This is a genomic window from Vibrio sp. R10-SG3-ISO3, assembly GCF_059834225.1.
In genome coordinates this window covers 36,220-53,067 of sequence record NZ_JCBDHE010000004.1, presented here as the reverse complement: position 1 = coordinate 53,067, position 16,848 = coordinate 36,220, and the positions used below count along the sequence as shown (strand labels likewise).

General features: G+C 52.9%; 14 protein-coding genes. 11 read left to right on the top strand and 3 right to left on the bottom strand.

Annotated features, from left to right (window positions below; genetic code table 11):
• The first annotated feature begins 102 nt into the window (after nt 1-102).
• From AC6R1A_RS00675 to AC6R1A_RS00660, 4 genes are all read left to right on the top strand, one after another.
• Nucleotides 103-369 carry a YihD family protein gene (locus AC6R1A_RS00675; protein WP_500633436.1) on the top strand — a complete coding sequence of 89 codons (267 nt, stop codon included), beginning with the start codon at nt 103-105 and terminating at the stop codon, nt 367-369.
• Between the two features lie 313 nt (nt 370-682).
• A complete protein-coding gene (gene ccoG / locus AC6R1A_RS00670) occupies nt 683-2,101 on the top strand; it encodes a cytochrome c oxidase accessory protein CcoG (protein ID WP_500628972.1) in 1,419 nt (472 codons plus the stop codon).
• A 157-nt stretch (nt 2,102-2,258) separates the two neighbouring features.
• Nucleotides 2,259-3,260 (top strand): serine/threonine protein kinase, encoded by a 1,002-nt coding sequence (locus AC6R1A_RS00665; protein WP_500628973.1) that lies wholly within the window; start codon nt 2,259-2,261, stop codon nt 3,258-3,260.
• 25 nt (nt 3,261-3,285) lie between these two features.
• Nucleotides 3,286-3,885: a thiol:disulfide interchange protein DsbA/DsbL gene (locus AC6R1A_RS00660; protein WP_500628974.1), complete on the top strand. Its 600-nt coding sequence runs from the start codon at nt 3,286-3,288 to the stop codon at nt 3,883-3,885.
• Nucleotides 3,886-3,938: 53 nt separating this feature from the next.
• On the opposite strand, the gene yihG is transcribed toward AC6R1A_RS00660, so the two are convergent.
• On the bottom strand, nt 3,939-4,850 hold the full coding sequence (gene yihG / locus AC6R1A_RS00655) for a 1-acylglycerol-3-phosphate O-acyltransferase, YihG family (RefSeq protein WP_500633435.1): 912 nt from the start codon (nt 4,848-4,850) through the stop codon (nt 3,939-3,941).
• Nucleotides 4,851-5,037: 187 nt separating this feature from the next.
• Here yihG and AC6R1A_RS00650 point away from each other — a divergent pair, with 187 nt between their 5' ends.
• Complete coding sequence (locus AC6R1A_RS00650; RefSeq protein WP_500628976.1) at nt 5,038-6,033, top strand: DUF2860 domain-containing protein; 996 nt, start codon at nt 5,038-5,040, stop codon at nt 6,031-6,033.
• Nucleotides 6,034-6,080: 47 nt separating this feature from the next.
• On the opposite strand, the gene AC6R1A_RS00645 is transcribed toward AC6R1A_RS00650, so the two are convergent.
• Complete coding sequence (locus tag AC6R1A_RS00645) at nt 6,081-7,607, bottom strand: YifB family Mg chelatase-like AAA ATPase (RefSeq protein ID WP_500633434.1); 1,527 nt, start codon at nt 7,605-7,607, stop codon at nt 6,081-6,083.
• Between the two features lie 544 nt (nt 7,608-8,151).
• On the opposite strand from AC6R1A_RS00645, the gene ilvG reads away from it, so the two are divergent.
• The 6 genes from ilvG to acuI all read left to right on the top strand — a co-directional run bounded on the left by ilvG (nt 8,152) and on the right by acuI (nt 15,712).
• Nucleotides 8,152-9,798, top strand: coding sequence for an acetolactate synthase 2 catalytic subunit (gene ilvG / locus AC6R1A_RS00640; protein ID WP_500633433.1), 1,647 nt, complete (start codon nt 8,152-8,154; stop codon nt 9,796-9,798).
• 1 nt (nt 9,799) lies between these two features.
• Nucleotides 9,800-10,084, top strand: a complete 285-nt coding sequence (gene ilvM, locus AC6R1A_RS00635) for an acetolactate synthase 2 small subunit (RefSeq protein ID WP_334555508.1) — start codon at nt 9,800-9,802, stop codon at nt 10,082-10,084.
• 11 nt (nt 10,085-10,095) lie between these two features.
• Nucleotides 10,096-11,040 carry a branched-chain-amino-acid transaminase gene (gene ilvE / locus AC6R1A_RS00630; protein ID WP_500628979.1) on the top strand — a complete coding sequence of 315 codons (945 nt, stop codon included), beginning with the start codon at nt 10,096-10,098 and terminating at the stop codon, nt 11,038-11,040.
• Nucleotides 11,041-11,053: 13 nt separating this feature from the next.
• Nucleotides 11,054-12,895: a dihydroxy-acid dehydratase gene (gene ilvD / locus AC6R1A_RS00625; RefSeq protein ID WP_500630508.1), complete on the top strand. Its 1,842-nt coding sequence runs from the start codon at nt 11,054-11,056 to the stop codon at nt 12,893-12,895.
• A gap of 3 nt (nt 12,896-12,898) precedes the next feature.
• Nucleotides 12,899-14,461 carry a threonine ammonia-lyase, biosynthetic gene (gene ilvA, locus AC6R1A_RS00620; RefSeq protein ID WP_500633432.1) on the top strand — a complete coding sequence of 521 codons (1,563 nt, stop codon included), beginning with the start codon at nt 12,899-12,901 and terminating at the stop codon, nt 14,459-14,461.
• A gap of 270 nt (nt 14,462-14,731) precedes the next feature.
• Nucleotides 14,732-15,712 carry an acrylyl-CoA reductase (NADPH) gene (gene acuI, locus AC6R1A_RS00615; RefSeq protein WP_500633431.1) on the top strand — a complete coding sequence of 327 codons (981 nt, stop codon included), beginning with the start codon at nt 14,732-14,734 and terminating at the stop codon, nt 15,710-15,712.
• Between the two features lie 51 nt (nt 15,713-15,763).
• Here acuI and AC6R1A_RS00610 read toward each other — a convergent pair whose 3' ends face one another.
• Nucleotides 15,764-16,705, bottom strand: a complete 942-nt coding sequence (locus AC6R1A_RS00610; protein ID WP_500628983.1) for a LysR family transcriptional regulator — start codon at nt 16,703-16,705, stop codon at nt 15,764-15,766.
• Between the last annotated feature and the right edge of the window lie 143 nt (nt 16,706-16,848).

Below are 16,848 nucleotides of genomic sequence, written 5' to 3'. Positions count from 1 at the left end.
GATTACGCCCATTGACGATAAGCACGGCACGATTCGCGTTGCTCTCTACACGTCCCTTTTGCTACCTTAAGGCAAAACATTATAAAAATTGTGGAGAACAGCATGAAGTGTCACCGTATTGAAGAGTTATTGGAACTGCTTGAGCCAGAATGGCAAAAAGACCAAGAGATGAACTTATTGGCGTTTATCGTCAAACTCAGCCAAGAGGCGGGGTATCAAGGCAAACTTGAAGAGCTGACCGATGATGTACTTATCTATCATCTAAAAATGCGCAATAGCGCAAAAGACGAGATTATTCCCGGGCTCAAAAAAGATCAAGAAGATGACTTTAAAACCGCGATTTTGCGTGCGCGCGGTTTAATTGATTGAGCGACACATTGCGTCACGGATCAGATATGGCGACCTTAGGGTCGCTTTTTTTATCGCTAAACCATCTAGTAGCACGTGTTATTAGTCATTATGGTTATAGCATGTAGGCTAATTTGTGGTTAAAGCTTGATAGTCTTAAAGAAAACCCATTCCTATTGCGTATATAATCGCCAGCTAACAATAAAAAAAAGATCACAAGATCTCCAACAACTTGAACTCGGCTGCATCGCACTGGGCCAAGTGACAGGAGACCAGAGCAAAGTCGGACGCAACAAGGGCAACACACCCTTGCTTTAGCCTATAAGGAAGCACCATGAGTCAAGATAAGATCGATGTCAAAGACGTGACTCCGAAAACCTTCAATCCCAAAACTCACAAAAACAACGGCGACAGATTTAACCCAAGCAATCGCATCTACGTCAGAGAAAGCAAAGGCACCTTCCAAAGGCTGCGCCGCTATGGTGGCTGGTTTCTATTGTTGCTGTTTACGCTTATCCCCTGGATCCCTTACGGCGATCGTCAGGCGATTTTGCTCGACATCGGTCAGCAACAATTTAACTTTTTTAGTACCACACTCTATCCGCAAGATCTCACCTTGCTCGCGTTGCTGTTCGTGATTGCGGCCTTTGCGCTGTTTTTTATCACCACGTTTTTAGGCCGTGTCTGGTGTGGCTACCTCTGCCCGCAAACCGTGTGGACCTTTATGTACATCTGGTTTGAAGAGAAACTAGAGGGCAGCGCAAATAAACGCCGCAAACAAGACTCTGGCCGCTTGACCGCCTCACTCGCGTGGCGAAAAACCCTCAAGCACATGGCGTGGCTGGCCATTGCGTTAGCCACGGGCTTTACCTTCGTTGGCTATTTTGTGCCAGTGAAATCCTTAGTGGTCGAGTTTTTTACCCTCAACGCGTCATTTTGGCCGGTGTTTTGGGTGCTGTTTTTCGCCGGCTGTACCTACGGCAATGCCGGGTGGATGCGCTCGATCATGTGTATTCACATGTGCCCGTATGCACGTTTCCAATCGGCAATGTTCGACAAAGACACCTTTATCGTCGGTTATGACAGTGCACGCGGTGAGCAGCGCGGCCCGCGCTCGCGCAAAGCCGATCCCAAACAGCTCGGTTTAGGCGATTGCATCGATTGCGATCTTTGCGTGCAAGTGTGCCCGACTGGCATCGATATTCGTGATGGTTTGCAATATGAGTGCATCAACTGCGGCGCTTGTATCGATGCGTGCGATCACACCATGGAGCGGATGGGCTACGACAAAGGACTCATCAGTTACACCACCGAGCACCGTCTCTCCGGCAAGCACACCAAGGTGATGAGGCCAAAACTGCTCGGCTACGGCGCAGTACTATTGGTGATGATTGGCCTGTTCTTCGTTCAAGTCGCCAGCGTTGACCCCGCAGGGCTGAGCGTGCTGCGTGACCGTAATCAGCTGTTTAGAGTCAACGGCTCTGGGGAAATTGAAAATACCTACACGTTGAAGATCATCAATAAAACCCAGCAACGTCAGGCGTATCAGCTCTCTGTTGAAGGGCTGAGTGATGTCACTTGGTACGGTAAACAGACAGTACAAGTGGCGCCTGGGGAAGTCCTCAACTTGCCAATGAGCTTGGGTGTTGACCCGGACAATCTCAGCTCACCTGTCGCGACAATCCAGTTTATACTGTCCGACAGCCAAGACTTTACCACCCAAGTGGAAAGTCGCTTTATCAAGAAGCTGTGACCATCGTTTAGCAAAAGAAGGTCAATTCAATCACCTTGATAAAAATGCGTCGAGAGGCGACGATCTAGGGTGAAGGGCTCATGATGAGCCCTTTTTGCCCCTCACGACCATGCTCGCGTCATGCATGGTTCTTTTTCTCAGTCACAAGAAACCGGCTATGACACAAAAGATTCCCTCAACACACGCCTTTAACTTTGATGCCCTTACCCCGGATTTTATGTGGTACGCGCTAGAGAGCATCGGCATTCGCGCTGAATCCGGCTTTTTGCCACTCAATAGCTATGAAAACCGCGTGTATCAATTTAGCGATGAAGAGCGCCAACGTTATGTGGTCAAGTTCTATCGTCCTGAGCGCTGGAGCGCCGAACAAATTCAGGAAGAGCACGATTTCACCCAAGAGATGGTCGAAGCGGAGATCCCCGTCGCGCCGCCACTGGCCATCAATGGTGCCACGCTGCATCACTACCAAGGCTATCGCTTTGCGCTGTTTGCCAGCGTGGGCGGCCGCCAATTTGAAGTGGATAATGTAGAGCAGCTCGAGGGCGTCGGTCGCTATTTAGGGCGTATTCACAGTATCGGAGCCAAACAAGCGTTTGTTCATCGCCCCAGCATGAGCCTTGAAGAATACCTCTACCAACCGAGAGCGCTGCTGCAAAATTCCGACTTTATTCCTCTTCATCTGCAAAGCGCCTTTTTCAACGATCTCGACCTGCTGATCGCCTCACTCGAAGCACAGTGGGACAACAGCTATACGCCGATCAGGCTGCATGGTGACTGTCATCCAGGCAATATTTTGTGGCGTGATGGTCCGATGTTTGTCGACCTCGATGACGCGCGCAATGGACCAAGTGTTCAAGATCTTTGGATGCTGCTCAGTGGCGAACGTAGTGACAAACTGATGCAGCTTGATATTATCCTCGAAGCGTACCAAGAGTTTCACGATTTTAATGTTAACGAATTGAAACTAATCGAGCCGCTGCGCGGTCTACGTATGGTGCACTACATGGCATGGTTAGCAAAACGGTGGCAAGATCCTGCGTTCCCACTCGCCTTTCCTTGGTTTAACGACGCAAAATATTGGGAAAATCAGGTACTCGGGTTCAAAGAGCAGATATCCGCACTGAGTGAGCCCCCCTTGTCATTGATGCCACAGTGGTAAAAAAGCCTTTTAAAATGGAGTCATTATGAAAAAACTGTTTGCACTTGTCGCCGCCCTATTCCTCAGTGTTTCGGCACACGCGGCTCAGTACAACGAAGGTGAGCACTACAAAGTGCTGAACATGGAACCGTCAAGCAAGCCTGTGGTGACGGAGTTTTTCTCTTTCTACTGCCCACACTGTAACTCGATGGAGCCTGTGATTGTCCAGCTCAAAGCTCAGCTACCTGAAGGGGTGAAGTTGCAGAAAAATCACGTCTCGTTCATGGGTGGCAACATGGGCCTTTCCATGAGCAAAGCATACGCGACTATGGTGTCGCTTGGCGTGGAAGATCAAATGGTGCCGGTGATGTTTAACCGTATCCACAACTTGGGTAAAGCACCGAAGAGTGACGAAGAGCTGCGCCAAATCTTCACTGACGAAGGCATCGATGGCAAAAAATTCGACTCGAACTTCAATGGTTTTGCGGTGGACTCTATGGTGCGCCGCTTTGACAAGCAGTTCAAAGACAGCGGCCTAACGGGTGTGCCTTCTATCGTGGTCAACAACCGTTACTTGGTTCAGCCACCACGCGGTTTTACCCTAGAGCAATACTTTGACTTGGTGAACTACCTGCTGACTCAATAAGACAGTCACTATCGTCAAACGAAAAAAGGAGCCTCGGCTCCTTTTTTGATGGGTCACTGTTTTGATGGCGGTGGGTTTGATGATGGCGGCTCATGGATTGCTTTGAGCTGCGCATCTTTCCTCTGCCAAACCTCACCGAGCCACTGCTGAAACTGGCGTTTATAGGGCTTATCATTGAAATAGTCACCCAGCACCTTCTCATCCACCGGCAACACGTGCACGCGAACTACGATCTTGGTCATTTTGCCCATCAACACATCGCGAAACGGTTTATCTGGGTTATTCGGGTACGCGAGCGTTACGTCTAGGATATTATCAAACTGCTCGCCCATCGCCGCTAAGGTATAGGCTATACCACCGGATTTCGGTTGCAGCAGATACTCATAACCGGCTTTGCTGCGACGCAATTTCTCTGGCGTGATACGGGTGCCTTCCACGTAGTTCACCACTGTGGTCGGGCTATGTTTGAATTTGGCGCACGAGCGACGTGTGGTCACCAAGTCTTGTCCCCGTTTTTCAGGATGACGCAGCAGATATTCGCGCGAATAACGGCGCATAAATGGCATGTCCAGCGCCCAGCACGCCATGCCAATAAACGGCACGTAGAGCAGTTGCTGCTTGAGGAAAAACTTCGGCATCGGGATTTTGTCTTTAAACACCGAGCAGAGCACCACAATGTCGGTCCAGCTTAGATGATTGCTGATCATCAGATACCAACCATCGCGCTTCAGCGCATCTGCCCCTTGTACATCCCACTCCACACGGTTTGAGAGGCTCAAAATCGCGGTGTTGACCGTCGCCCACAACCACATCACCCGATTGGCCAATGCCGTCCCCTTCGCTTTCAGCTCGGGCGTTGGTAACAGCAACTTCAACAGCGCAATGAGACAAATGAGCAGAGAGCAGACAGCAGAATTGAGCGCCACCAGCAACACGTTCATTACCAGTAATAAATAGGCCAACATAGTGAAATAGTGAGATCCAATGAGTAGTTTACGATGTATGTTGCGTAATAATCTTGTCGTGTGGTCAAGATAACTTGGGTTTTAAAAAAGCGCGTGCAATTATACAAGTCCTTGACCACATTGGAATCATTAAGGCGATGGTCTGAGTAGTTGGCCGCGCCACGCACTGAAGTTTTAGGAGACGGAAATGGATGTTCGCTTTGCAATACCGGTTTTATCACTTATCGCCACCTCGTTATGTTCTGCAAGCGCCGCTGCTAATCCGAACGGTCGCCCTGGGCTCAGTGGCGAGATTTCGCTCAATGCGCTCTATCTCTCCTCCACCTCCAACTTCAACACGTCAGGTGATGAGGTCATCAACAGCATCGATCAAAGTGGCACCAGCGACAGCAGTGTGATCCCTGCGCCGCTTGGCAACCTTCGCTATACCTTTGGCTCAAAAGGCGACAAACAACTCTATGCCGGTACCTCGCGCGATGACATTGCCATCGGCACCCTCGCACTTGAGCTCGGCTATAAACAGCGTTTAGCGTATGGCACCACGGTGGATGTCTCCTATTTGCCAACGGTGATGTCTGGCGAAGTGTGGCAAGACCCGTATCTTGTCGGCGTAGCGCGCGCCACCACCGATGAAAAAGGCGACGCGTATCGACTCAAGCTGGGCAATATTCTCGGCACAGGCATCAACCTTGATAGCGCTTACGGCAAAAAAAAGGTCGATGACGAACGTTCAGGACTGACACAACTCACGCCAGACAATGCCTTAGCCCTGCGCCGTGACAGCGACAACTACTACCTCAAAGGCAGTGTGCGCGTGCCGTTCAGTCGCGCCGCCTTTGTGGTGCCTGCGATCATCTACACGCGCAGTGATGCCGAAGGGGCCGCCAACTCATTTCGCTCTTGGGGCGGAGAGATCTCCCTCTTTCAGCGTATTGCCCGTCATCAGCTAGTGCTCACCGCGGGCTATCGCAGCCGCGACTATGACGCCATTCACCCTCTGTATGGTCAAACTCGCAGTGAAGACAAACTCAGTGTGTTTGCCGCTTATGAGCTGCAACAGTTTCTCGGCTGGCCAAATTTATCCTTGGTCTCCTTCGCCGGGTACAATGAAACCGACGCCAACCTCGACTTTTTTGACGAAAAACAAGCGCTGTTCTCTTTGGGTTTAAGCTTTCAGTTCTAACCTGCCCCACAGGGCTTGCGGCGTTCGTTGGCCCTCAGCTTGGTGCATCACACCGCCTGCGCAGTCAACTGCTTGAGCAAGCGATCCATCGCGCGATAACCGAGCGCCTCGGCCAAATGAGGTCGCTCTATGTCCTTTGCGCCATCCAAATCAGCGATGGTGCGTGCCACTTTGATGATGCGGTGATAGGCACGAATCGACAGCCCCAATCGGTGCAGCGCCGTTTCCAAAAACTCTGCATCGGCTTTCTTGAGTGGGCAAAACGCCTCAATATCGCGACTGCCTAGCAGCGCGTTGACACACTCACTGCGCGCCAACATGGTCTCTCTTGCCTGCTCAACGCGCAGCCTGACCTGCTCGGTAGGCTCACCGCGATCGCCCCCTTCAGACAAGGTGCCTTTAGGCAATGCGGGGATCTCTATCGACATATCAAATCTATCCAGCAAAGGTCCAGACAAACGGCTCAAATAGCGCAAAATGGCCTGAGGATTAACGCGAGTTTGGTTGCCCTCGTAGTAGCCGGTCGGACTCGGATTCAGCGCACCCACCAATTGAAAGCGAGCGGGAAAGCGCGTCTTACCTTGCGCTCTGGAGATAATGATCTCCCCGGATTCGAGTGGCTCGCGCAGTGAATCGAGCACTTTTCTCTCGAACTCGGGCATCTCGTCCAAGAAGAGTAAGCCATTGTGTGCAAGCGAAATTTCACCCGGTCTTGGCAAGCTCCCCCCGCCCACCAAGGCCGCCATAGAGCTGGAGTGATGCGGCGCGCGAAAGGGGCGCTGTTTCCAATTATGGGCGTTGATTTCTTGCTGAGTCAGCGAAGTGACGGAGGCGGTTTCCATCGCTTCGGCTTCGGTCATCTCTGGCAATAAGTCACACAAACGCGACGCAAGCATGGTTTTACCCGTACCGGGTGGACCCAAAAACAACAAGTTATGATTACCTGCTGCGGCAATTTCCAATGCGCGCTTGCCTTGTTGCTGACCAATAATGTCTTGCAAACAACGGGTCGAGCGCAGCGGCTTGGTGGGCTCTGGTGCACTTTGAAACAGATTCAAGCTCTGTTGTCCGCACACATCCGCGCACACCTCTAGTAAGCTGCTGGCCGACTTGTGCACCGCGGCGCCTACTAGCGCCGCTTGATCGCCGTTCTGTTTGGGCACCACCAAGCAGCGCTGGGCTCGACTGGCAGCAAGCGCGGCGGGCAACACCCCTTTCACGCGGCGAATTTTGCCCGACAGAGCCAGTTCGCCGATGTACTCTTTGTCGCTCATCGCCGAGAGTGGGATCTGGTCTGAGGCCGCCAAAATCCCGAGCGCGATCGGCAAATCAAAGCGGCCGCCCTCTTTAGGCAGATCGGCAGGCGCGAGGTTGACGGTAATTCGCTTGGCAGGAAATTCAAACCGAGAGTTGATGATGGCGCTGCGCACTCTATCTCGTGACTCTTTGACGGTGGTTTCCGGCAGCCCCACTAGGGTAAACCCGGGCATCCCATTGCTGATATGGACTTCCACCGTTACCGGCGGGGCTTCGACCCCCACCGATGCGCGGCTATGAATCACGGCTAAACTCATGTGTACTCTCTGATTGAATTGACTAGGCGTGATGTTATATAGCGTGTAGAGAAGCAACGGGAATGTGAAAAAAGAATGACTTTTTGCTTGTCATGTAACGGAATTCTATGTTACCACTAGTGACGCAATCAATTTCGTACGAAATTAAGCCGACGCACGTAACCAAAACTGCACAAACAGCAGAACCAGTGAAATGCGCGATTGGTACGAATGGCGACACAACATCAAAGTAAATAATTAAATATGAATTTCTACGCCCGCTTCACTTCACTGCTAGCCCTGATTATCGTGGTCATTATTGATTCCGCGCGGGGGATGGTGGGCGACAAATAACCACAGATTCTAAAAAACCCCCGCACTGAAAAGTCCGGGGGTTTTTTTCAACCTATGGGATGGCAGAATTTTAAGCGTTAGACAGTTCATCATTAAGAACTGCAGGAAGAATGGGAGTGCACATGACGTGCAAAGCAACACAACAAGACTGCCAAGCCACTCGCTGTCACAAGACACAAGGTCGCAGTCACAAGACACAAGGAGGCCTTTGATGACTGGTGCAGAGTTAGTCGTAGCCGCATTAAAACAGCAAGGCATCCAAACCGTCTTTGGGTACCCCGGCGGGGCCATCATGCCAATTTACGATGCCCTTTATGATGGCGGTGTTGAGCACATTTTGTGTCGACACGAGCAAGGCGCCGCAATGGCCGCCATTGGAATGGCGCGAGCCACTCAAGAAGTGGCCGTCTGTATGGCAACCTCAGGACCGGGAGCCACCAACTTGGTCACTGGCCTTGCCGATGCCTTTATGGACTCCATTCCACTGGTGGCGATCACCGGACAGGTCGCCAGTTCACACATCGGCACCGACGCGTTCCAAGAGATGGATGTGATTGGCATGTCGCTGTCGTGTACCAAGCACAGCTACCTAGTGACCGACATCAACGAACTGGCACCGACCTTATCCGAGGCATTTGAAGTCGCTAAAACCGGCCGCCCGGGCCCTGTGATTGTCGATATTGCCAAAGATGTCCAACTGGCCAACGCGCCGGTTTCTGTTCTTTCTTCTTTCACTCCACCTGCCATGCCACGCGCCAGCGCTGATGAGATTGTCAAAGCACAAGATCTGCTGTCACACAGTGCCCGCCCCGTATTATACGTCGGTGGTGGTGTGCAACTTGGCCATGCCACGGGTGCCGTGCGCGAGTTTTTGCGCCTCAACCCGATGCCATCGGTCAGCACACTTAAAGGCTTAGGGACAATTGAACGTCATGACCCACACTACTTAGGCATGCTTGGCATGCACGGCACCAAAGCCGCCAACTTGATTGTGCAAGAGTGTGATTTGTTGATTGCCGTCGGCGCCCGTTTTGATGACCGCGTGACCGGCAAACTCGATACCTTTGCGCCCAACGCCAAAGTGATTCATATCGATATCGACGCCGCCGAAATCCACAAGCTACGCCAAGCCAATGCGCCTGTTCGCAGTGAAATTGGCGTTGCGCTCTCTCAGCTCGAATTGTCTCAAGACATTACACCGTGGGTGAAACACAGCGAGAGCTTACGCAGTGGCTTTAAGTGGCGCTATGACCATCCAGGTTCATTGATTTACGCGCCGGGCTTATTGAAAACCTTGTCGGATATGATGCCTGACAGCAGCATCGTCTCGACCGATGTTGGCCAGCATCAAATGTGGGCGGCGCAACACATCCAGCCGCGCGAGCCGCAAAACTTCATCACCTCAGCCGGTCTTGGCACTATGGGCTTTGGCTTACCGGCAGCCATGGGCGCCGCCGTTGCCAGACCGGGCGATCAATCGATTCTGGTCACCGGTGATGGCTCATTTATGATGAACATTCAGGAACTGGGCACGTTAAAGCGTCGTCAGATCCCGGTGAAAATTGTGCTGCTCAACAACCAACGCCTCGGCATGGTGCGTCAATGGCAATCGCTGTTCTTTGATGGCCGCCACAGTGAAACCATTCTGGATGACAACCCTGATTTTGTTATGTTGGCGAAAGCGTTCGACATTCCGGGTAAAACCATCAGCCGCAAAGAAGAAGTCGGCCCTGCGCTAAAAGAGATGCTTGAAAGCGAGACGTCGTACTTACTGCATGTCCTTATCGATGAAGAAGAAAACGTGTGGCCGCTGGTTCCACCGGGCGCGTCCAACAACGATATGCTGGAGAACACTTAACATGGAAAGATACTTAATTGATATTAAAGCCGATGATAAACCGGTACTGCTTGAGCGTGTCCTTCGCGTGGTTCGTCATCGTGGCTTTGTGGTCAAACAGGTGGCCGGTACGCAAAACCACTCCAGCAAAATCGCCAGCGTAGAGATCATCGTCGACAGCGATCGCCCCATTTCATTTCTCACCAATCAGATTGAAAAACTGTGGGACGTGCGCAGTGTCGAAGTGACGCAAATTGCGAATGACGCATTGCCAAACAATAACCTACAACAACAAATTTGCGCATAAGGAAGGCAATCATGGCAACAAAAACCGCAGACTACATCTGGTTCAACGGCGAGATGGTCCCTTGGGCCGAAGCCAATGTGCACGTGCTGACCCATGCGATGCACTATGGCACCTCCGTGTTTGAAGGCGTGCGCTGCTACAACACGCCTAAAGGGCCGATTGTTTTCCGTCACCGCGAACACGCGCAGCGTCTCAAAGACTCCGCCAAAATTTACCGTTTCCCAATTCCTTACAGCATTGATGAAATAATGGAAGCGACCCGCGAAACCCTGCGCCAAAATAAGCTTGATAACGCTTATATCCGTCCGCTCGGTTTTGTCGGCAACGTCGGCTTGGGCGTTTGCCCGCCCGCGGATACCGAAATGGATCTCATCATTGCCGCTTTCCCTTGGGGCTCTTACCTAGGTGAAGAAGCGCTAGAGAAAGGCGTTGATGCCATGATCTCCAGTTGGAATCGCGCCGCACCGAACACCATCCCAACCGCAGCAAAAGCGGGCGGTAACTACCTCTCTTCCTTGCTAGTTGGCGGTGAAGCCCGTCGTCACGGCTACGATGAAGGGATCGCGTTGAGCGTTGATGGCTACCTGTCTGAAGGGGCCGGTGAGAACATTTTCGTCATCAAAAATGGCGTGATCACCACTCCACCAGCCACCAGTGCGATTTTGCCTGGCATTACCCGTGATTCGATCATGACGCTCGCGCGTGACATGGGTTATGAAGTCCGCGAAGCCAACATTGCGCGTGAAGCGCTCTACCTTGCCGATGAAGTCTTTATGACCGGCACCGCGGCGGAAGTCGTTCCCGTCGCAACCATTGATAAAATCGAAGTGGGCTGTGGCCGCCGAGGCCCTATCACTCAAGCCCTTCAAACGGCCTACTTTGGCCTATTCAACGGCACCACTGAAGATAAGTGGGGCTGGTTAGATTACGTTTACCCCGCAGACGCAGCAAAATAAGGAAGTATGCAAAATGCCTAAATACAGATCCGCCACCACCACTCATGGACGTAACATGGCCGGTGCTCGTGCACTTTGGCGCGCAACTGGGGTAAAAGATGAAGATTTCGGTAAACCGATCATCGCCGTAGTGAACTCGTTCACTCAGTTTGTTCCCGGTCACGTTCACCTCAAAGACATGGGCCAACTGGTAGCTCGCGAAATTGAGAAAGCAGGCGGTATTGCCAAAGAATTCAACACCATCGCGGTCGATGATGGCATTGCGATGGGTCACGGCGGCATGCTCTACTCTCTGCCTTCTCGTGAGCTGATCGCCGACTCGGTGGAGTACATGGTCAACGCCCACTGCGCGGATGCCATGGTGTGTATCTCCAACTGTGACAAAATCACACCGGGAATGCTGATGGCCTCAATGCGCCTCAATATTCCGGTGATTTTCGTCTCGGGCGGACCAATGGAAGCGGGCAAAACCAAGCTGTCTGATCAACTGATCAAGCTCGACTTGGTTGACGCGATGATCCAAGGTGCTGACCCTAAAGTCTCCGACGAGCAAAGTGAGCAGATTGAGCGCAGTGCCTGTCCAACGTGTGGTTCGTGCTCAGGCATGTTTACCGCCAACTCGATGAACTGTCTCACCGAAGCCCTCGGTCTTTCTCAGCCGGGTAACGGTTCGATGCTGGCCACGCACGCCGATCGCGAGGCGCTGTTCATCAATGCCGGTAAGCGCATTGTCGAGTTGACTCGCCGCTACTATGAGCAAGAGGACGAATCTGCCTTACCGCGCAACATTGCCACCTTTGACGCGTTTGAAAATGCTATGGCGCTCGACATCGCCATGGGCGGCTCCACCAACACCATTTTGCACCTGCTTGCGGCGGCGCAAGAGGGTGAAGTGGACTTCGATATGGAAGACATCGACCGTCTGTCACGCCAAGTGCCTCACCTATGTAAAGTGGCGCCGTCGACGCAAAAATACCACATGGAAGATGTCCACCGTGCGGGCGGCGTCATGGCGATTTTGGGTGAACTTGACCGCGCCGGCTTGCTGCACAATGATGCCCGCACCGTACTGGGCCTATCGATGAAAGAGCAGTTGGCGCAATACGACATCATGCAGACCGAAGACCCTGACGTGTTGACCTTTTTCCGCGCAGGACCGGCCGGTATTCGCACCACCAAAGCCTTCTCTCAAGACTGCCGCTGGGATCGACTCGATGACGATCGCGTCTCTGGCTGTATTCGCGCCAAAGACAACGCCTTTAGCCAAGAAGGTGGCCTTGCGGTGCTAAAAGGCAACATCGCACTTGATGGCTGTATCGTTAAAACCGCTGGAGTGGACGAGAGTATCCTCAAGTTCACTGGCCCTGCGGTGGTATTTGAAAGCCAAGAAGATGCCGTAGAAGGCATTCTCGGTGGCAAAGTCAAAGCGGGCGATGTGGTCGTCATCCGCTATGAAGGCCCGAAAGGCGGCCCGGGCATGCAAGAGATGCTCTACCCTACCACCTACTTGAAATCTATGGGGCTTGGTAAAGAGTGTGCTCTGCTTACCGATGGCCGCTTCTCAGGCGGTACTTCGGGTCTCTCTATCGGTCACGCCTCTCCAGAGGCGGCCAATGGCGGCGCGATTGGCCTGGTGAAACCGGGTGATTTGATTGCGATCGACATTCCAAACCGCACCATCTCGCTTGAGGTGTCTGAGGAAGAGCTGGCGACTCGCCGCGCAGAGCAGGACAAACTGGGCTGGAAACCGGTTTCTCGCGAGCGTGAGGTCTCTTTTGCTCTGAAAGCCTACGCCAGCATGGCCACCAGCGCAGACAAAGGCGCGGTGCGTGATAAGTCCAAACTCGAGGGCTAAACCATGACTGACACGGCCACTAGCGAGAAAAAAACGACCAAAAAGCCTCAGCCCTCTGGCGCCGATTATCTGCGCCAGATCCTGCGAGCCCCAGTGTATGAAGTGGCCACAGTAACGCCGCTGCAAGCGATGCCGCGCCTATCCGCGCGCATCCATAACCATGTGCAGCTCAAACGAGAGGATCGCCAGCCGGTCCACTCGTTCAAGCTTCGCGGTGCTTATACTATGGTCTCTAGCCTGACACAGGCGCAAAAATCCGCCGGTGTGATTGCCGCCTCGGCGGGCAACCATGCCCAAGGGATGGCGCTCTCAGGCACCAAACTGGGCATTAAAACCATCATAGTGATGCCCAAAACCACGCCGGACATCAAAGTCGAGGCCGTGCGCGGTTTTGGCGGCGAAGTGGTGCTGCACGGGAGTAATTTCGATGAAGCGAAAGCCCAAGCGGAGTTACTGGCCGCCGAACATGGCTATACCTTTGTGCCGCCTTTTGACCACCCATTGGTGATCGCTGGGCAAGGGACGATCGGGATGGAGATGTTGCAGCAAAATGGCCACCTCAACTACATCTTCGTTCCTGTCGGCGGTGGCGGTTTAGCGGCTGGCGTGGCGGTATTGGTGAAGCAGTTGATGCCGGAAGTCAAAGTGATCGCGGTGGAGCCGGAAGATTCGGCCTGCTTAAAAGCCGCGTTAGACGCCGGCGAGCCTGTGGTGCTTGACCAAGTCAGCATGTTTGCTGATGGCGTCGCGGTCAAGCGCATTGGCGATGAGACCTTCCGTCTGTGCCAAAAGTACATTGATGGTCACATCAGCGTATCCAGTGATGAGATCTGCGCCGCAGTCAAAGACATTTTTGAAGACACGCGCGCCATTGCAGAGCCTTCTGGGGCGCTGGCGCTGGCCGGTCTGAAAAAGTACGCGGAAAAACATCAGCTGCGCGACCAAAACCTCGGCACTGTGCTCTCTGGCGCCAACACCAATTTCCACGGTTTGCGTTACGTCTCCGAGCGCTGTGAGCTGGGTGAAAAACGTGAAGGCTTGCTCGCGGTAACCATACCGGAGAGACAAGGCGCGTTTTTTGAGTTTTGCAACCTGATCGGCGGTCGTGCCGTGACCGAGTTTAACTACCGCTACAGCGACGACACCTTGGCCAATATTTTTGTTGGTGTGCGTCTGCAGGGCGGCCAAGAGGAGCTCGACCACATCATTGCCGATCTGCGCGAAGGGGGCTATCCGGTGGTGGATCTCTCCGACGACGAGATGGCCAAACTGCATGTGCGCTACATGATTGGCGGCAAGCCGTCGAAACCGCTCAAGGAGCGCCTCTACAGTTTTGAGTTTCCGGAGTACCCTGGGGCGCTACTGAAGTTTTTGTCGACGCTCGGCACGCACTGGAACATCAGCTTGTTTAACTATCGCAATCATGGCGCCGATTACGGTCGCGTGCTGTGTGGCTTTGAGTTAAGCGAAGACGATCTCTCCCGCTTTGGTGCGCACCTACGCGAGCTCGGCTATCAGTACAAAGACGAAACGGACAACCCGTCCTATCAGTTCTTCTTGTCCTGATCTCTCGATCATCAAAATCGATGGGAATGAATAGTGAGCCAGTCTTCGGACTGGCTTTGTTCTTACTGGTTTTTTCCTTTCATCCGCATCGCCCCTCAGCCCTCCCCTCAGCCCTCCCCTCAGTCCTCTCACCCGCTTGCTACTCTCCTTATCCATAGAGTAATGCGTGATGCGCATGAACATAATGCTAAAGTTTCATTTTAGTCATAGTGGTTTTGCGTCTACACTCAACACAGTTCTTACTATTGCTGCACCACTGTGGAGAGTTTTATGTTTAACGCACTGATCCTAAACCAAGAAGAAAAACGCACCATCGCATCGATTGAGCAAATTGACGAAAACCAACTGCCCGAAGGCGAGGTGTTGGTGGAGGTCGATTACTCATCATTGAACTACAAAGACGGTTTGGCGATCACGGGTAAAGGTAAAATCATCCGTCAGTTCCCTATGGTTCCCGGCATTGATTTAGCGGGCACCGTGGTGCGCTCTGACGACGCTCGTTACCAAGCGGGCGACCAGGTGGTGTTAACCGGCTGGGGCGTGGGTGAAAACCATTGGGGCGGCATGGCGCAACGTGCGCGCCTAAAAGCCGATTGGTTGGTTCCACTGCCACAAGGGCTAGATAGCAAGAAGGCGATGATGGTCGGCACCGCAGGCTTTACCGCGATGCTGTGTGTCCAAGCGCTGCTTGATGCGGGCATCAAACCGGAACAAGGTGAGATTCTTGTCACTGGTGCCAGCGGCGGTGTGGGCTCAGTGGCGGTGACGCTGCTGGCTGAGCTCGGCTACAGCGTCGCTGCGGTCACAGGGCGTGTTGAAAAAAATGGCCCACTTCTTGAAAAGCTCGGTGCGAAACGCATCATCGATCGCGCAGAATTTGAAGAGCCTGCGCGCCCACTTGAAAAACAAATTTGGGCCGGCGCGGTTGATACTGTGGGTAGCAAGGTACTGGCAAAAGTGCTCGCGCAGATGGATTACAACGCCACCGTGGCCGCCTGTGGCCTTGCGGGTGGTTTTGATCTGCCGACGACCGTGATGCCGTTTATCTTACGTAATGTGCGTCTGCAAGGCGTTGACTCAGTCTCTTGCCCAACCGAAAAGCGCATTCAGGCGTGGGAAGGCCTCACCAAGCTGCTACCTGAAAGTTACTTTGCGCAAGCGTGTAACGAAATTACCCTTGAGCAAGCGCCGCAATTTGCCGAGCAGATCACCAACGGCCAAGTCACGGGTCGAGTGGTCATCAAGCTGTAATTACGCACGTTTGACGAGACCTCTGCCATGCACTCGAGAGGGTGCATGGCATTAATCTAACCCCATATCTTCTATGCGCTTGGCGATGAGTCGTCCGCACTCTTCTTTGACAATCGCTCTTAGCCACTCTTGCGCCGGCGAATGCTCACAACGCGCATGCCAAATCATCGAGTAGTCAAACGACGTGAAGTGAAACGGCAAAGGTTTGATCACCAAGTCATAACGCTCCGCGACCAGATACGCCAAATCCGCCGGGACAGTAATGATCAGCGGCATGGTATCCACTATCGCTAGCGCGGCTTCTAAATGATACGCGCGCAGCACCATTTTTCGTTTGGGCAGATCCACCAGCGCTTGCTCTATCAAGGCGTTCACACCATCACTGATGGCAATCATCGCATTGGGGTAGTGCAGGTAGTCGTCGAGCCGCATCGTCTTCTCAGCCAATGGGTGCTGCTTAGACAGCAAACACAACACGCCCACTCTGCCGAGCACCTCACTGCGCAGCGGTTCAACGGGGCCTGTCGGTCGGCAAATGGCTAAATCTGCACCTTCATAAATCAGTTGATCGGCAAGTCGGTCATGCTGAAGCGGCTGAAAGTGAAACGACACGTTAGGCGCTTCTTGATAAATCCTCGGCAGAGCGAACGGCAAGATGGTTTGCATCGCGTAGTCGGTGGTGGCAATGGTGAAGGTTTGATCGCAGCGCTGCGGGTCAAAATCGAGCGGCGAAAGCAATTGCCGCAGTGATTCCAACGGCTCGCCGAGAGCGCGATCTATCTCCAACGCTTTTTCTGTCGGGATAAGCTGCTGACCTTGACGGGTAAACAAGGGATCGCCCAGTAAATCACGCAATCGCCCCAACACACGGCTCATGGCCGATTGACTCAAATTGAGCCGCTGCGCCGCTTTGCTCACGCTGCACTCTTCAATCAAGACTCGCAGTGCAACCAATAAATTGAGGTCGCGGCGATACACATCTTCTAGTTCCACAATGACCACTCTGGAGATAAGGTATTGTTAGTGTAACCGCTAAGAAAAAAAAATCCCGCCTTTCAGCGGGGAAGCCCAAGAAAACTGGGGGATAGTGTCGGAATGTATTTGGAGATGGGGTTAGGTCAACGCCACTAGGAAGG